The 15,802-nt window shown below is 37.2% G+C and carries 18 protein-coding genes; 15 read left to right on the top strand and 3 right to left on the bottom strand.

What is annotated here, in order from left to right:
• From QUE18_RS08380 to rsfS, 14 genes are all read left to right on the top strand, one after another.
• On the top strand, window positions 1–957 hold the full coding sequence (locus QUE18_RS08380) for an AAA family ATPase (protein ID WP_009204528.1): 957 nt from the start codon (window positions 1–3) through the stop codon (window positions 955–957).
• A gap of 74 nt (window positions 958–1,031) precedes the next feature.
• Window positions 1,032–1,904: a DUF58 domain-containing protein gene (locus QUE18_RS08375; protein WP_015530393.1), complete on the top strand. Its 873-nt coding sequence runs from the start codon at window positions 1,032–1,034 to the stop codon at window positions 1,902–1,904.
• Entirely contained in the window at window positions 1,904–3,988 is a 2,085-nt protein-coding gene (locus tag QUE18_RS08370; protein WP_009204530.1) for a transglutaminase-like domain-containing protein, read from the top strand. Before QUE18_RS08375 ends, QUE18_RS08370 begins: the two co-directional genes overlap by 1 nt.
• A 102-nt stretch (window positions 3,989–4,090) precedes the next feature.
• Entirely contained in the window at window positions 4,091–4,555 is a 465-nt protein-coding gene (locus tag QUE18_RS08365; protein WP_009204531.1) for a C40 family peptidase, read from the top strand.
• Between the two features lie 221 nt (window positions 4,556–4,776).
• Window positions 4,777–5,958 carry an enoyl-ACP reductase FabV gene (gene fabV, locus QUE18_RS08360; RefSeq protein ID WP_009204533.1) on the top strand — a complete coding sequence of 394 codons (1,182 nt, stop codon included), beginning with the start codon at window positions 4,777–4,779 and terminating at the stop codon, window positions 5,956–5,958.
• A complete protein-coding gene (locus QUE18_RS08355) occupies window positions 5,958–7,097 on the top strand; it encodes a ribonuclease E/G (RefSeq protein ID WP_009204534.1) in 1,140 nt (379 codons plus the stop codon). The genes fabV and QUE18_RS08355 overlap by 1 nt, the downstream gene beginning before the upstream one ends.
• 92 nt (window positions 7,098–7,189) lie before the next feature.
• On the top strand, window positions 7,190–7,498 hold the full coding sequence (gene rplU, locus QUE18_RS08350) for a 50S ribosomal protein L21 (RefSeq protein ID WP_009263894.1): 309 nt from the start codon (window positions 7,190–7,192) through the stop codon (window positions 7,496–7,498).
• Between the two features lie 18 nt (window positions 7,499–7,516).
• The gene (locus tag QUE18_RS08345) at window positions 7,517–7,843 is read left to right on the top strand and encodes a ribosomal-processing cysteine protease Prp (RefSeq protein ID WP_008391484.1); all 327 of its coding nucleotides are present in this window, start codon (window positions 7,517–7,519) and stop codon (window positions 7,841–7,843) included.
• A 5-nt stretch (window positions 7,844–7,848) separates the two neighbouring features.
• A complete protein-coding gene (rpmA, locus tag QUE18_RS08340) occupies window positions 7,849–8,130 on the top strand; it encodes a 50S ribosomal protein L27 (RefSeq protein ID WP_008391483.1) in 282 nt (93 codons plus the stop codon).
• A 140-nt stretch (window positions 8,131–8,270) separates the two neighbouring features.
• On the top strand, window positions 8,271–9,554 hold the full coding sequence (obgE, locus tag QUE18_RS08335) for a GTPase ObgE (protein ID WP_008391482.1): 1,284 nt from the start codon (window positions 8,271–8,273) through the stop codon (window positions 9,552–9,554).
• A 22-nt stretch (window positions 9,555–9,576) separates the two neighbouring features.
• Window positions 9,577–9,876, top strand: coding sequence for a ribosome assembly RNA-binding protein YhbY (gene yhbY, locus QUE18_RS08330; protein ID WP_009263892.1), 300 nt, complete (start codon window positions 9,577–9,579; stop codon window positions 9,874–9,876).
• A 15-nt stretch (window positions 9,877–9,891) separates the two neighbouring features.
• Window positions 9,892–10,515 (top strand): nicotinate-nucleotide adenylyltransferase, encoded by a 624-nt coding sequence (nadD, locus tag QUE18_RS08325; protein ID WP_008391480.1) that lies wholly within the window; start codon window positions 9,892–9,894, stop codon window positions 10,513–10,515.
• A complete protein-coding gene (gene yqeK, locus QUE18_RS08320) occupies window positions 10,484–11,056 on the top strand; it encodes a bis(5'-nucleosyl)-tetraphosphatase (symmetrical) YqeK (RefSeq protein WP_015530396.1) in 573 nt (190 codons plus the stop codon). The genes nadD and yqeK overlap by 32 nt, the downstream gene beginning before the upstream one ends.
• Window position 11,057: 1 nt before the next feature.
• A complete protein-coding gene (gene rsfS, locus QUE18_RS08315) occupies window positions 11,058–11,411 on the top strand; it encodes a ribosome silencing factor (RefSeq protein WP_008391478.1) in 354 nt (117 codons plus the stop codon).
• 66 nt (window positions 11,412–11,477) lie between these two features.
• Here the strand turns inward: rsfS and lexA are convergent, their stop codons facing one another.
• Complete coding sequence (lexA, locus tag QUE18_RS08310) at window positions 11,478–12,095, bottom strand: transcriptional repressor LexA (protein ID WP_008391477.1); 618 nt, start codon at window positions 12,093–12,095, stop codon at window positions 11,478–11,480.
• Window positions 12,096–12,270: 175 nt separating this feature from the next.
• On the opposite strand from lexA, the gene yneA reads away from it, so the two are divergent.
• A complete protein-coding gene (gene yneA / locus QUE18_RS08305; RefSeq protein ID WP_009204536.1) occupies window positions 12,271–12,561 on the top strand; it encodes a cell division suppressor protein YneA in 291 nt (96 codons plus the stop codon).
• A 65-nt stretch (window positions 12,562–12,626) separates the two neighbouring features.
• On the opposite strand, the gene QUE18_RS08300 is transcribed toward yneA, so the two are convergent.
• Together QUE18_RS08300 and QUE18_RS08295 are read right to left on the bottom strand one after the other, a co-directional pair.
• Window positions 12,627–14,054, bottom strand: a complete 1,428-nt coding sequence (locus QUE18_RS08300; RefSeq protein WP_009204537.1) for an N-acetylmuramoyl-L-alanine amidase — start codon at window positions 14,052–14,054, stop codon at window positions 12,627–12,629.
• Between the two features lie 114 nt (window positions 14,055–14,168).
• Window positions 14,169–15,596, bottom strand: a complete 1,428-nt coding sequence (locus tag QUE18_RS08295; protein ID WP_009204538.1) for an N-acetylmuramoyl-L-alanine amidase — start codon at window positions 15,594–15,596, stop codon at window positions 14,169–14,171.
• Window positions 15,597–15,802 lie beyond the last annotated feature (206 nt).

Below are 15,802 nucleotides of genomic sequence, written 5' to 3'. Positions count from 1 at the left end.
ATGGATAATTTCTTTATGTACAAAAAAGCAGTCAGAGCAATGGATGAGATCAACCGTGTTATGGAAGGAAAAGGTCATACGGTGCATCAGATCATGACAGCGATTCTTGCAGGAGGACATATCTTGATCGAGGATATTCCAGGTGTAGGAAAGACAACACTTGCATTAGCCTTTTCAAAGGTATTGGGACTGGATTATCAAAGGATTCAGTTTACTCCGGATATCATGCCAACGGATATTGCAGGATTTTCTATCTATCATCAGGGTAGTGAAGAATTTGAATTCAAAGAAGGAGCAGCGATGACGAATCTTTTGCTGGCGGATGAGATTAACCGAACCTCACCGAAGACACAGTCGGCACTTCTAGAAGCAATGGAAGAAGGACAGATCACGGTAGATGGTATTACGAGAGATCTTCCAGATCCGTATATCGTTATTGCAACGCAGAATCCTTTTGGTTCTATTGGAACACACTCGCTTCCAGAATCACAGTTAGACCGATTTATGATCCGGACATCTCTTGGATATCCGGATATGGAGAGTGAGATCAAGATGTTAGCACAAGGAAGTGTGGATATGACGACCTCTGGGATCGAAGAACAGATCTCGGTGGAAGAATTGCGAAAAGCAAGAGAAGAAGCTGCACGATTATTTGTGCATGAAGATATTTTAAGATATATTGTCGAGATTGCGAATGAGACAAGAAGATCCAGAGACTTAGAACTTGGAATCAGTCCAAGAGGAACGATCGCACTTTTATCGATGGCAAAAGCAAATGCATATCTTGAGGGACGTGATTATGTAATACCACAGGATGTGAAAGATGTTTTCTTTGAAACTATCGAGCATAGGGTGATCAGAAGCAAGGAAGCGAAGGTTCAGAGGAAAACGAAAGAAGAGATTTTAAAAGCGATTCTTTATAAGATACCACTTCCAAAAGGAAATCAGAAAGGATAAAGATGTATTTTTTTGTCATAATATTTGCGCTTATATATTGGATCATTTATGGAAATTTCATTGGAGGGTGCCTTATGGCATCCTTATTTGTTGTGCTGGCTTATTCTGTCTGCAGGTGTCAGTCAGAACAAAAACAGATGATATTAACCATAGAAATGGATTCATTAGTACTTACAGAAGGCGATGAAGCAGAGATACGATTGAGGATTCATGGAATTACATCAAAGATAAACAGCTATACATTCCGATTGGAATATGAAATGACATCCAAGTTTCGAAAACAAAGAATGCGAAAGAAGAAAAATATCGTATGGAATCCACAAGAAGGAGATTCGATCACACTGTCTGAAATGATCACGGAATGTGACAGTTATCATATTCAGATTTGTTCAGTTTCGTGGGAAGATCTTACAGGAATGTATAAAGTAAAAAAAGAATTTAACAAACAAATATCTTTTCTTGTTATGCCAAAACGATATGAAATGGGATTTATGCAGGAAAAGATCGCAAGAAGAGATCTTATGGAACAAGGTTTTGAATACGATGGAGTCAGGAAATATCAGGAAGGAGACCGAATTTCAAGAGTTCATTGGAACCTCTATGCTGCGACAGGTGGACTTTGGGTGAGAAAAAATGAAGAAGAGGAAGAAGAACGCGTGAAAATCGGATTATCGTTGGATGATATAGAAAAAGACCGTATTTCTGATTATATGGCAGCTTTTTATTCTATTTCTTTCTTTTTGAAATCGCAGGGAGTTATACAGGAAATCTATTATGGGGAGCATAAATATCTGCTTTGCCATATAGAACAATATGAAGAATTGTTTACGGATATTTTTTGTGGAAAATATGAATTGTCATCGGATCCGATGGAGCATCTTTATAAGATTCCACTTTGTGAAAAGGGACAAGATCTGCAGAAATTTTTATATGATATGGAGTTATAATGTGTGGATATAAAAAAATAAAAATTGAATATATCATGATGGCAGTGGCTTTTGCATCTGTTGTATGGAGTATATTTGCTGGATTTCGGATTTCAAGGTTTCAGTGGCTTTTTGTGATGGGAAGTGTCATTTGGTTTCTCGGAATGTGTAGATTGCTTGATCAGAATAAGAGAAATATTGTAGTCATGGTTGTGATATGTATCATATACTGCATGCTTGCACACAGACAGCTGATCAATGGATTTCAGATCATCAATAATAAGATGGCAGAAGCATTAAATCAGAGTATGGATCTTGGATTTTATTATTACATTTCGGTGACGTTAGAACATAGTCGAAGGGACAGCGTACTGGCAGTTTTGTTTTTTGTGTTGGTGGCAGGAATTGTGCTTGGAATATTAAGATGTCGTCCATTGACTTTGTTTCTTACAACCGGTCTTATGGAAATGGCCGTTTTAATGATCGCGCCATATGGAATTTCAGCAGCGTTTTTCTTGTTTTTAGGTTCATGGATTGTTTATTTTAGTATACGAAAAGGAAAAAAAGGATTTGCGGCAGGATTGTATATTATGTTTCTGGCTGCCGCAGTACCTTTGTTTTTTTATGATCAGACGAATGTACCCACAGATACGATGATAAAACGAAATATTCTGATACAGATCAGGGAATGGACACAGGGGAAAGGCTATCTTGCAGTCGGGGGAATTGGGAATGGAAAGCTTCGAAGTGTAGGAGAAGTTTCTCCAAAAGGAGAAAAATTATTTCTGGTGTATGCCCCGGAAAATGCAGATCTGTATCTGAAGGGATTTGTTAGTGGCAGATATAAAGATGGAGAATGGACAAAGGAAAAGAAAAATACCTTGGTCTACGGTGGAGAAATGGCACAGGAACTGCCATATTTATTTCCAGATCTCTCTATGCAGGATTTTGCTGTTTATCAGAAAGGATATATTCAGACACCAAAAGATATTGCATTTTCTGAAAAGAGAGAAATAAAGATTCATTATCAGAAGATGCAGGAGAGTTTCTTATTAATACCATATTTTTCAGATGCGAGCAGAATTAATGGAAATGCAGCTGGAGACAGTGTGATAGAACGTAATACAGCAGATACGGAGTATACAACTTCTTATTATCAGATCAAGAATAACAAGAACCTGTTAGATATCAGTCAGAGATTTGACGTGATGTCTGTGTTAAAAAATGCGGGAGAGCTTGAAAAGAATTATGTTCGTTCTATGCAGGAGTATGGAACTTATGTACAGCAGAATTATCTTGAGATTCCAGAAGAGATAAAGAAGACAATAAAGCAGCTGAGTTGCCATGTAAATAAAGAAAATAGTATCTTATATAATATAGAAGAAATTCAAAAATTTTTAAAAAATAATTATCAATATACTTACCGACCAGGTTTAACAGGGCAGGATAAGGATCCGGTAAATGAATTTTTAACGGAGAGAAAAAGAGGGTTTTGTACCCAGTTCGCATCAGCGGCAGTTTTTTTGTTCAGGGAAGCAGGAATTCCGGCCAGATATGTAGAAGGATATAAGATCCGTGCAGATCAGTGGAGACTTGGAAAAGCACAGGTGACAGATTATGAGGCACATGCATGGACAGAAATTTATATTGAACATATCGGATGGATTCCGGTAGAAGTAACGGGAAGAGATACTGGAGAAAGTGTATATAAACATGTGGAACAGGAAGAAAAACAACGAAATGCAATTGTACCAAATAAAAAACAATTCGTAACAAATGTAAAGAAAATGTTTCAAATGATTCCAATCGTCATAATATTAGCAGTGATTTTTGCGTTCATAAAATTGTTACAAAAGAAAAGAAAATGGAATCAAATGACAAACAAAGAAAAAGTACTTTTTTATGAAAAACAGTTAGAAAAATATGCTGAAAATGGCGTAAAATCAAGGAATAACAGAAATTCCATGACATCAGAGATTATAGAGAAAGCAAGGTACAGTAACAAAGATATTACCAGACATGAACTAAATCTTGTAAAACGACATCTTGATTTATTAAAGAGAAAAAACGGAAATGTTACAAAAATATTAACAAAACTGAAATAATCTTAAAAAACTATTGACAATTGTTGCTCTTTATCGTACAATATCAACTGTTGAAAGAAATATTTGAAATAAATTTAAAATTGTAATATATCAGGAGTTAATATGAAACGAGTTATTTTAAGAGTGATGATGTTAGTAGCAATGGCATCGGCCGCAGTTACAATGAGTGTACATACAAGTTCAAAAGAAGTAAAAGCATCAGAAAAAGGAGATGCAGTTGTTAAATATGCAAAAAACTTTGTAGGGAATAGATACAGATACGGTGGATCAAGTCTTACAAAAGGAACAGATTGTTCAGGATTCACGAGAGGAGTTTACAAGAAGTTTGGAAAACGTCTTCCACATTCCTCAAGTGCACAGAGAAGATATGGTAAGAAAGTAAAAGGTGGAATCAAGAATGCTAAGGCAGGAGATTTAATCTGCTATAGCGGACATGTTGCAATCTATATGGGAAACAACAAGATCGTACATGCAAGTAATTCAGCACCATATCCAAGAGGTGGAATTAAGATTTCAAACAATGCAAGATACAGAAGAATCGTAACAGTACGAAGAATCGTTAAATAAAGAGGATAAGAAGAAGGTATTTTTTAGAAAAAGAAATACCTTCTTCTTTTGATGCTGAGAATAAAGTTTTGAAAACCTCCCAAGATAACCAACAAAATTTGAAAAAGTGTATTATAAAAATTTGACAGATAAAACCGATACATATTATAATTTGAAGGAATAAGTTGATAATAAACAATACACCTGTATAGGATGCAGATGTTTTTAAAGGAGAAAAATTTATGATCATTAAACCGAGAGTCAAAGATTATTTATGCTTAACAGCACATCCAGAAGGATGTAAAAAGAATGTGGAAGATCAGATCGCGTATGTAAAAGATCAAGGAGAGATTCCTGGAGATGCGAAGAAAGTGTTAGTGATCGGATGTTCTACAGGATATGGACTGGCATCAAGAATCGTGGCAGCTTTTGGATGTCATGCAGATACCCTTGGAATCATGTTTGAACGTCCATCTAATGGAAGAAAGACAGCAAGTCCTGGATGGTATAATACAGCTTCATTTGAACAGTTTGCAAACGAAGAAGGAGTTTATGCCAAGACGATTAATGGAGACGCGTTCTCAAAAGAAATCAAAAATCTTACGATCGAAACGATCAAGAAAGATCTTGGAAAAGTGGATCTGGTTGTATACAGCCTTGCAGCACCACGAAGAACAACACCAGATGGAGTGACATATCGTTCGGTATTAAAGACAACAGGGGAGGAGTTTACAAATAAGAATCTGAACCTTAAGGATAACAGTATTGGTATGAAGAGCATTCCTGCAGCTACAGAAGAGGAAGTAGAGGCTACAGTCAAAGTTATGGGTGGAGAAGACTGGAAGTTATGGATGCAGGCATTAAAAGATGCAGATGTGTTATCAGAAGATGCAAGTACTGTCGCATATTCTTATATCGGATCTGAACTTACGTATCCAATCTATTTTGAAGGAACGATCGGTGCGGCAAAGAAACATCTGCATCAGACAGCAGATGAGATTACGAAAGAAGTTGGAGTAAAAGCGCTGATCTCTGTTAACAAAGGATTGGTAACACAGGCAAGTGCTGCGATTCCTATTGTTCCATTGTATATGTCTGTATTATATAAAGTCATGAAGGAAAATAATGTCCATGAAGGATGTATTGAACAGATTGAACGTCTGTTTAAAGAAAAGAGATTATTAGCCGATACGATCACGGATGAACACGGATGGGTTCGTATGGATGATCTGGAACTTCGTGATGATATTCAGGATGAAGTGAAGAAACGTTGGGAAGAGATCAATACAGATAATGTTTCAGAACTTGCAGATGTTGATGGTTATTGGGAAGATTTTTACCGTATGTTTGGATTTAAAGAGGAAGGAATCGACTACGAAGCAGAAACAGATCCTGTTGTAGAAATTCCAAGCATCAAAGAATAATGGCATATACAGAGATTGTGATCACAAGGTTTGGCGATCATCTGGTCAGTATGTTATTAAAAGATGGTCATCCGGTAGAATTTCAATGTGTAAGTGAGAAGAATAAAGTTGATATTGGGAATATTTACATAGGAGTCGTAAAAAATGTTGTCAAGAATATCAATGGGGCTTTTGTTGAGTTCGATCAAGACGAAATAGGCTTCCTTTCCATGAGACATAGGCAATATAAAGCGGGTGATGAAGTGTTGGTACAGATAAAGAAAGAAGCGACAGAAGAAAAACGTCCGATGCTATCAGATCAGATAGAATTAACAGGGAAATATCTTGTGCTGACTTCAGATAAGCTGTCTGTAGGAATTTCCAATAAGATTCATCAGAAAGAAAAAAAACAGGAATTAAAAGAAATGGCAGAGCCTCTTGTGACACAGGAATATGGCTTTATTCTCCGTACAGAAGCTGCAAAAGCCGACAAAGAAGATGTTCTTATGGAAGCAGATCAGTTGTCTGCGAAATATCATGAGATCGTATCTAAAAGGCAATACCGCAAAGCTCCTCATCTTGTTGATACAAATTACGATGCATTGGAAGTGTTGGTTCATGATATCAAACCAGGATCGATCGATCGTATTGTGACAGATCAGGAAGAAGTAGGGGAACAGCTGAAAGAAAAAGGTTATGAAGTATTCTTATGTTCTTATATGGCAGGAGACATTGAACGAAGATATCGGTTTCGTCATTATCTTTCAGAGGTATTTAAACGTAAAATATTTATGAAGTCTGGAGGATTTCTGTATATCGAACAGACAGAGGCAATGGCAGTCATTGATGTGAATACGGGGAAATCCATTGGAAAGAAGAACCAGGAAGCACATATTAAGAAAATAAACTTAGAAGCAGCCAAAGAAGCAGCAAGGCAGATCCGCTTAAGAAATTTATCAGGGATCATCATGATTGATTTTATTGATATGAAGTCCAAAGATGATGAGAAAGAATTATTACAGGTAATGCAGCATTATCTAAATGGGGATTCTAAGAAAGCAGTTGCTGTAGATATTACAAAGCTCGGAATTATGGAGATCACAAGAAAAAAAGAAAAAAATCCAATTTTTCGACAAATAAGTATTGACATATTGAAATAGTGCTGTTATTATATATGAGTATGCCGCACAGCGAGGTTAAAGAATGCGAGAATCACCAAAGCTGGCGAGATTTGATAATAGGAGGTGCCGTGATGTACGCAATTATCGCAACAGGTGGAAAACAGTATAAAGTAAGCGAAGGCGACGTGATCAAAGTTGAGAAACTTGACGCTGAAGTAGGAGCTAAAGTAACATTTGATAATGTACTTTTAGTTGGTGGAGATACTGTTAAAGTTGGAACACCTACCGTTGATGGTGCGAAAGTTGAAGCTTCTGTAGTAAGCGAAGGAAAAGGTAAGAAAGTCATCGTTTACAAATACAAGAGAAAAACTGGATACCATAAGAAAAACGGTCATAGACAGTTATTTACACAGGTTAAGATCGATAGTATCGTTGGATAATATCCTGAGGATAGAGTTATGACAAAGATAACATTCTATCAGAGAGTCGATGGAACCTTTCAAGGTTTCCACTCACAGGACCATGCAGGTTACAGTGCGGAAGGACAAGATATTGTCTGTGCCGCAGTGTCTGCTCTGGTAATTAATTTTGTGAATTCTCTGGATGAACTGACAGATGATCACTATCAGATTGATGTGAACCAGGAAGACGCAGAAATTGACGTAGTATTTACGGAAGAGCTTTCCGAAGAGGGGAGCTTGTTATTAAGATCACTGATCCTTGGTCTGACTTCAGTAGAAGAAGAACATGGACAGTATTTAGATGTAATCTTTAAGGAGGTGTAACAAAAATGATGAAAATGAACCTTCAATTTTTCGCTCATAAAAAAGGAATGGGTTCTACAAAGAACGGTAGAGATTCCGAATCTAAGAGATTAGGTGCGAAAAGAGCTGACGGACAGTTTGTAAAAGCTGGAAATATTCTTTACAGACAGAGAGGAACAAAGATTCATCCAGGCGTTAACGTAGGACGCGGTGGTGACGATACATTATTCGCATTAGTTGATGGTATTGTTCGCTTCGAAAGAAAAGGTAAAGATAAGAAACAGTGTTCTGTACATCCAGTAGCATAATTTAATTGCATACAGGAACAGATCATTTGAGATTCAGTAATTACGGCTTCAAATACATATTTGAGGCCGTTTTTCATTATAAGATAATGAAATATTTTTGTGACTGGAAGTTGTTTTTTTGACACAGAAAGGAAAAGACAATGTTTGCAGATAGAGCTAATATTATAATCAGATCCGGAAAAGGTGGAGATGGCCACGTAAGTTTCCGGAGGGAACTTTATGTACCAAACGGTGGACCAGATGGTGGAGACGGCGGCCGTGGCGGTGATGTGATCTTTGTTGTAGATGAAGGAATCAATACTTTATCTGATTACCGTCACAGAAGAAAATTCAAGGCAGGAGATGGTCAGGAAGGTGGCAGAAGAAAATGCCACGGTGCTGATGGAGAAGACATCATCCTGAAAGTTCCGGCAGGAACCGTTGTAAAAGACAAGGAATCAGGGAAAGTTATCCTTGATATGTCTAATAAGAAGGAACCAGTTGTACTATTAAAAGGCGGTCGTGGCGGTAAAGGAAACCAGCATTATGCAACTCCAACCATGCAGGCACCAAAATATGCCCAGCCAGGTGGGAAAGCGCAGGAACTCGAAGTTATGCTTGAGTTAAAAGTTATTGCTGATGTAGGTTTGGTTGGATTCCCAAATGTAGGAAAATCTACATTTTTATCAAGAGTAACAAACGCAAATCCAAAGATCGCAAACTATCATTTCACAACATTAAATCCAAATCTTGGAGTTGTGGATATGGATGGAAGCAAAGGATTTGTCATTGCAGATATCCCAGGAATCATTGAGGGGGCGTCTGAAGGTGTTGGTCTTGGATTTGAATTTTTACGTCATATCGAACGTACAAAAGTTATGATCCATATGGTAGATGGAGCTTCAGTAGAAGGAAGAGATCCGATCGTTGATATCCATGCTATCACAGATGAACTTAAGAAATACAACAAAGAGATTCTAGAGAAACCACAGGTGATCGCAGCGAACAAGATGGATGCTATGTCTGAGACAGACAGAGAGACTGTGATCGATTTATTAAAAGAAGAGTTTGAACCAGAAGGAATCAAAGTATTCCCTATTTCTGCGGTAAGCGGGGAAGGTGTTAAAGAATTATTATGGCATGTACAGGGATTATTAGATGAATTACCAGAAGGTGCAACAGAATTTGAACAGGAATACGAATTAAACTTCGGAGAAGAAGAAGGTGGAATCTTTATCGGTCATCCAGAAGAAGGATTATATACCGTCGAAGGACCGAAAGTAGAGAGAATGCTTGGATATACTAATCTGGAATCTGAGCGTGGATTTGACTTCTTTCAGAAATTCATGAAAGAAAACGGTGTCATTGAACGTTTAACAGAAATGGGAATCGAAGAAGGAGACACTGTACGTTTGTATAATCTGGAGTTTGACTACTATAGATAGATATAATTGAATGGAGGATAACATGACAAGCAAACAGAGAGCTTATTTAAAGAGTCTTGCAATGAAGATCGATCCGATCTATAACATTGGAAAAGGAAGTATTTCACCAGAACTTGTACAGGGTGTCAGAGATGCTTTAGAAGCAAGGGAATTGATCAAGATCGGTGTTCTTCAAAACTGTATGGACGATCCAAAAGAACTGGCAAATGTTCTTGCAGAGAGAACAAGATCCCAGGTTGTACAGGTTATTGGTAAGAAGATCGTATTATATAAGGAATCAAAGAATCATAAGAGAATTGAACTGCCAAAAGCAGGGAAATAATATCGGAGGACAGCCATGAAGAAGATAGGAATTCTTGGCGGGACATTCAATCCGATCCATCATGGACATCTGATTCTTGGACAGGCAGCGAAAGAAGAGTTTGGATTGGATGAGATTTTGGTTATGCCAACAAAGAATCCGGCATATAAAAAGATCAGTGGCGGTGTCAGTGAGAAAAACAGAGTCGATATGATCAAGCTGGCGATCAGGGATTTTCCGTATTTCAAATTTAGTGATATCGAATTAAAACGTGAAGGAACAACGTACACAGTTGATACGTTAAGAGAACTTACAAAACAGGATACAGATTGCAGATATTACTTCATCATGGGAGCAGATTCGCTTTATCAGATCGAGACATGGAAAGATCCAGGACAGATTTTTACCATGGCAGATATATTAGTAGCTACAAGAAATGACTCAAGAAGTGCTCTGGATGCTCAGATTGATTATCTGGAAGAGAAATACGATGGCAAGATTTATCATTTAAGCAGTCCAAGCATTGAGATTTCATCCAATGATATCAGAAAAAGATGTAGCAATGGATCAAGTATTCATTTCTTCCTTCCAGAAGATGTGATTGATTATATAGAAAGAAATGATTTATATGGAAGTACAGCAGATAGAAGAAAAGCTTAAAACAGCGTTAAAACCATCCAGATACCGGCATACACTAGGAGTAGCTTATACAGCTTCCTGTATGGCAATGGTGTTTGGAGTGGATGTTCATAAAGCATATCGCGCAGGTCTTTTGCATGATTGTGCCAAAGGCTTTTCAATGGAGGAGCAAAGAGCGTTATGCAAACGATATAATATCAGTCTGGAGGGAACTTTAACCAAAAGTCCGCAGCTGATGCATCAAGAGATCGCTCCATTTCTTGCAAGCGATGAATATAAGGAACAGGATTCGGAAGTTTTGTCAGCAATCGCATGTCATACGACAGGGAAGATCGGTATGACACCGCTTGAACAGATAGTTTTTATTGCTGACTATATGGAACCAAATCGAAAGATGATTCCAGGACTTTCAAAAGTCCGTAAGCTGGCATTTGAGGATCTTGATAAATGTACAAAAACAATTCTTAAGAATACGATAGAGTACCTGACAGAATGTGGACAGGAAATTGATGAGCGGACAGTAGAGACTTATAAGTATTATAGAGACAAAAAGGAGAATTAAGATGGATCAGTCATTAAATATGGTAAAGATCGCATATGATGCGTTAGATGACAAGTTAGCAGAAGATATCAAGATTATTGATATTCGAAGCATTTCTGTTCTTGCAGATTACTTTATCATTGCAGATGGTAATAACAAAAACCAGGTACAGGCAATGGTAGATAATGTACAGGAAGAACTTTTTAAAGCTGGATATGAGATGAAACAGATGGAAGGGTATAGAGAAGGAAACTGGATCTTACTTGACTTTGGTGATATCATCATCCATATCTTTGATAAAGAAAACCGTTTATTCTATGATCTTGAAAGAATCTGGAAAGACGGAAAAGAAGTATCGATCGAAGAATTAAATTAAAAAGAATCATATGAAAAAAAGTCAGCTATGGGAATGCTTTGAAAGCATCTCGCAGCTGACTTCTTTTTATTTCATTGAACGATAAAGTCCAACGACTTTACCAATAATAGATACTTCTGATACGATGATCGGATCCATAGTATCATTCTCTGGCTGGAGTCTGTAATATCCATCTTCTTTATAAAATCTCTTAACAGTTGCAGAATCTTCGATCATTGCAACGACAATATCACCATTATCAGCAGTTGGCTGTTGTTCGACAATAACCATATCACCGTCAAAAATTCCGGCATTGATCATACTTTCTCCACGGACATGGAGCATGAAAGTATTCTTATTGCTGATATGATTTGGAAGCATTGGAAAATATTCTTCAATATTCTCTACCGCTAAGATCGGTTCACCGGCAGTGACGGTACCTACGACAGGGATATTGATGATCTCGCGGCGAGCCAGATTAAAATCATCATCGGTGATCTCGATCGCACGAGGCTTGGTAGGATCTCTATGAATGTATCCTTTTCTCTCCAAAGTCTCCAGATGGGAATGGACAGAGGAAGTAGAACGAAGATTCACTGCCTCGCAGATCTCGCGTACGGCAGGTGGATAACCTTTATCCAGGATGCGTCGTTTGATGAATTCAAGGATCTGTTGTTGTTTGTCACTTAATTGTTCTTTGGCCATGTATCATATCCTCCGTGTCTGTTTATAAACTATTCTTATCATAACATAGATCCGAAATGGAAACAAGTGTTCTCGAACAAAGTTTCGGAAAAAGCTTGACAAACAAATGTTCGAGAACTATAATACAGACATAAACAAAACAAATGTTCGATTATAGTTTGCGGAGGATGATATTATGAGAAGTAAGAGAAGAGTGATCGGAATTATCATAGCAGTAGTTTTTGTTTTTCTAATGAGTACTTTCCTTTTAAGTAACAACCTGATCGAGGCCCAGGAAACAAAAGACAAGCAGTTTACCAGCATTCAGGTGCAGAAAGGTGATACATTATGGAAGATCGCAAAGAAATATATGGGGAATGAATATTCGTCTGTTGACGATTATATTGAAGAGGTATGTCAGACAAATCATATATATGATGGAAAGATCACAGAAGACATGTATCTGGTGATCCCATATTATAAATAAACAACTGGCAGTCATACGGTTGATGTATGACTGCCAGTTGTGAATATAAATACTTTAATACAATATTATCGCCCAGTTGGGTTTTTACTAAAAGATGCTTTTGTGCTGTTATAGACAGCTTTTCCATAGTTTGTAAGATTAGAGTTCATTTTCTTTGCTTCAGATTTGTTAGAGATGAATCCAATCTCAGTTAAGGTAGAAGATGTCTTCGTATGACGGAGAACAGCTAATCCTGTACGGTTTACAAGACCTCGGTTTGTAAATCCTGTGGCAGAACGGATATAAGGATGAATGGTTGCTGACCAATTATAGCTTGTTAGTCCTGTAGAAGATTTATATCCTTTGGAATTGTATAAGGTTTCAGTTCCTGTAGCAGAAGATCCGGCAGAATTGATATGAACACTGTAGAATCTGTCTGCGCCAACTTCATTGGCAAGATCAGAACGCTCAGTAAGGCTTGGGTATGTATCAGATAATCTTGTATAGTAAACTTTGATATCTGGATCGTCATCAAAGTATGACTTTGCAGCCTGAACGATCTTTAATGTCATGTTTTTTTCTTTATATCCATTGGCAACTGCTCCAGAGTCTGAACCACCATGTCCTGCATCAAGTACAACGATCTGTTTGTACATTGCCTTTGGTGAATCATAGCGAACCTTGATATAAGAATCTGTCTGTGTTACTTCGAATCCTTTGATCGTAGCTTTTCGAGGCCTGATATATATCTTTGTATAGCCATTGCTGTAAGCTACAGAATAAGAATAGAAGCTTGAATCACCAACAACACTGCGATGTGACGCATCGGAATAATAAGAAGAATAATTTCCTTTAATGTTTACGATCAGACGATAGTTATTGTAATCGTCAGTTGTTGAGATGTCGCTCTCGGATAAGCCCTCTGGTTTATCAAGTTGTACATAATGTTCTCCATTTGTTGCTGGAAGCGTTGTAACGGAAGAAGATGCCTTATTACTGTTACTTGTTGAGAAAGTACCAGCATAAGAACTACTGCTCCATGAATAAGAATATCCAAGATGTTTTGCACAGAACTCACCAGGAACATAGATGTAATTTTTTTTCTGTTTATAGGAATATACACGGCGTGCAGGTGTTGGAAGTTTCTTTTTCTTTCCATTGACATAAGCATATTTGCTGCCACGTTTCATGGTGATCGTCTTAGAACCTTTTTTTAAAGTGATCTTCCATGTTTTAGAAGAGTAAGAATAAGAAACGCCTAATCCCTTCTGGAATACATAGCTTGCGGAATACATGGTTGTATCACCACGTAAGAAGCCAGGTGCTTTTGTTTTGATCGTCTTACCATTATAGATTGCACCGCGAGCTTTCTTTTTCTGCTTTTTACCAGCAACTTTTAAAGTGTATGTGCGTTTTGTCGTTGCATAGGATGCGGCAGATACATTTGCAGGTATTGCCGTACCAATGACTGAAACTGATAATAGTGTTGTAATAAATAACTTTTGTAATCTCATTGTTTATCTCCCTTTCTCATAGATTAAATCGTAACATATTTGTAATATTAATGCAATAAAAAGACTGTATCTCTTTGGATTTCCTGAGATACAGTCTGATATTATTAGATAAAATTAATTAAAAGAATTACAGAGTGACTGGTAAAGAGCAGATCCGATCGCCTCAGATCTAGCGTCAATTCTTGCAGATTCCGTGCTGTTAGAGATGAATCCCATCTCGGCAAGGGCACTCATCATTTTTGTTCCTCGAAGTACTGCAAGTCCAGGACGGTATACAAGGCTTCGGTCATAAGAAGACCCTTTTGTATACCCCATTCCACTTAGCGAAGAGGAATGAATGACATTGGCATATGTTTTGTAATCCTTATATAATGTTTCAGTTCCTTTTGCACTGGCAGAGTCTGCAGAATTGATATGTACACTTAAAAAACGGTCAGCATTGACGGTGTTAGCCAGATCATAACGTTCGGTAAGAGTAGGATACCAATCAGAGAGTCTGGTGTAATAAACCTTATACAGCGGATCAGAGTCAAAATTTGTCTTGATATTCTGAACGATCTTTAAGGTCATGTTCTTTTCAATATAACCGTTTCCAGTTGCGCCGCTGTCTTTTCCACCATGTCCGGCATCAATAACAATGATTCTGTAGAACATATCCTTTGGTGCCGCATACTTGACATAGATATAAGAATCTGTCTGAGTAACAGAGAATCCTTTGATTGTAGATGTTATCAGATTGATATAAGTTTTTCCATTTAGATAAGAAACTTTATAAGTTAAAGAATCTTTGATCGTGCGGTTAGAAGCTGTGTTAAAAAAGTTGCGGTAATCTCCGTCAATGATGATCTGTAACTGCTTATTCCAGTAATCATCGTTGGAACTTATAGAAGACGATGAAAGACCATCAGGTTTTTTGATCCGGATAGAATAATCAGATTCAGATGCTGTGATTTTTGTTGTACTTCCAGAAGGATTGGAAGTCTGAGGCTTTGTATTTGATGGAGTGGAAGGAGCAGGTTTAGCAGTACTGCCCTTTGAGATCACTCCTGATAACAGACGATTGTTCCATGAATAATTTAAGCCTAGTTTTTTTGCAACGATATCTCCGGGAACCATGATATAATTTTTCTTTTTTGCGATATAACGGATTTTTCGAGGTGCAGATGGAAGGGTGAATTTCTTCCCATTCAAGGTAGCTGTTCTGCTGTTTAAAGTCATCACAAGTTTCTGAGAATTTCGTTGTAATGTAACTCTTTTTTTGGAACTTGAATATGAATATTTTGTTCCAAGAGAAGAACAGTGACCGAAGATCCAGTATGCAGAATACATAGAAGTAGAACCTTCAATATATCCTGGAATTTTTGTACTTATAACCTTATTATTGTATCTGGCATTGATGGCTTTCTTTTTGACTTTTTTCTTAGAATGTATGTACTGAATCTTAAAATATTTCCCTGCAGCTATAGAAGCTGGTGTGGTTATTACACTTGATAGAAGAAGTGCAAGAGATAATCCAGTACATAAAATTTGTTTTTTGTTCATATATAATACCCCTCATATTCATTGTCGATTGTTAGTGCCATTATAATATGTTTTGTGTAGTTTTTCAACGAGAACATATTTTCTGTGAGATTAGGTTAGAATGTTGTGAAATTTCTGAAAAGTTGAAAAGAATTCTTTTATAAAATGAAAAATAGTTTCCAATCTGTCTAAGAATGTGGTATTCTAATATATAAGCTCGATTTTTG

The sequence above is a fragment of the Anaerostipes hadrus ATCC 29173 = JCM 17467 genome (assembly GCF_030296915.1).
Lineage (GTDB): Bacteria > Bacillota > Clostridia > Lachnospirales > Lachnospiraceae > Anaerostipes > Anaerostipes hadrus.
The sequence above is the reverse complement of the archived record's forward strand: the minus strand, read 5'-3'. Positions and strand labels throughout refer to the sequence as shown.

Excerpts from the sequence above, each read along its gene's own strand:
- yhbY (WP_009263892.1), top strand. The coding sequence starts at position 9,577 with ATGACAAGCAAACAGAGAGCTTATTTAAAGAGTCTTGCAATGAAGATC.
- rplU (WP_009263894.1), top strand. The coding sequence starts at position 7,190 with ATGTACGCAATTATCGCAACAGGTGGAAAACAGTATAAAGTAAGCGAA.
- lexA (WP_008391477.1), bottom strand. The coding sequence starts at position 12,095 with ATGGCCAAAGAACAATTAAGTGACAAACAACAACAGATCCTTGAATTC.
- QUE18_RS08380 (WP_009204528.1), top strand. The coding sequence starts at position 1 with ATGGATAATTTCTTTATGTACAAAAAAGCAGTCAGAGCAATGGATGAG.
- yqeK (WP_015530396.1), top strand. The coding sequence starts at position 10,484 with ATGGAAGTACAGCAGATAGAAGAAAAGCTTAAAACAGCGTTAAAACCA.
- yneA (WP_009204536.1), top strand. The coding sequence starts at position 12,271 with ATGAGAAGTAAGAGAAGAGTGATCGGAATTATCATAGCAGTAGTTTTT.
- rsfS (WP_008391478.1), top strand. The coding sequence starts at position 11,058 with ATGGATCAGTCATTAAATATGGTAAAGATCGCATATGATGCGTTAGAT.
- rpmA (WP_008391483.1), top strand. The coding sequence starts at position 7,849 with ATGATGAAAATGAACCTTCAATTTTTCGCTCATAAAAAAGGAATGGGT.
- QUE18_RS08370 (WP_009204530.1), top strand. The coding sequence starts at position 1,904 with ATGTGTGGATATAAAAAAATAAAAATTGAATATATCATGATGGCAGTG.
- QUE18_RS08345 (WP_008391484.1), top strand. The coding sequence starts at position 7,517 with ATGACAAAGATAACATTCTATCAGAGAGTCGATGGAACCTTTCAAGGT.
- QUE18_RS08295 (WP_009204538.1), bottom strand. The coding sequence starts at position 15,596 with ATGAACAAAAAACAAATTTTATGTACTGGATTATCTCTTGCACTTCTT.
- QUE18_RS08300 (WP_009204537.1), bottom strand. The coding sequence starts at position 14,054 with ATGAGATTACAAAAGTTATTTATTACAACACTATTATCAGTTTCAGTC.
- nadD (WP_008391480.1), top strand. The coding sequence starts at position 9,892 with ATGAAGAAGATAGGAATTCTTGGCGGGACATTCAATCCGATCCATCAT.
- QUE18_RS08375 (WP_015530393.1), top strand. The coding sequence starts at position 1,032 with ATGGCATCCTTATTTGTTGTGCTGGCTTATTCTGTCTGCAGGTGTCAG.
- fabV (WP_009204533.1), top strand. The coding sequence starts at position 4,777 with ATGATCATTAAACCGAGAGTCAAAGATTATTTATGCTTAACAGCACAT.
- obgE (WP_008391482.1), top strand. The coding sequence starts at position 8,271 with ATGTTTGCAGATAGAGCTAATATTATAATCAGATCCGGAAAAGGTGGA.
- QUE18_RS08355 (WP_009204534.1), top strand. The coding sequence starts at position 5,958 with ATGGCATATACAGAGATTGTGATCACAAGGTTTGGCGATCATCTGGTC.
- QUE18_RS08365 (WP_009204531.1), top strand. The coding sequence starts at position 4,091 with ATGAAACGAGTTATTTTAAGAGTGATGATGTTAGTAGCAATGGCATCG.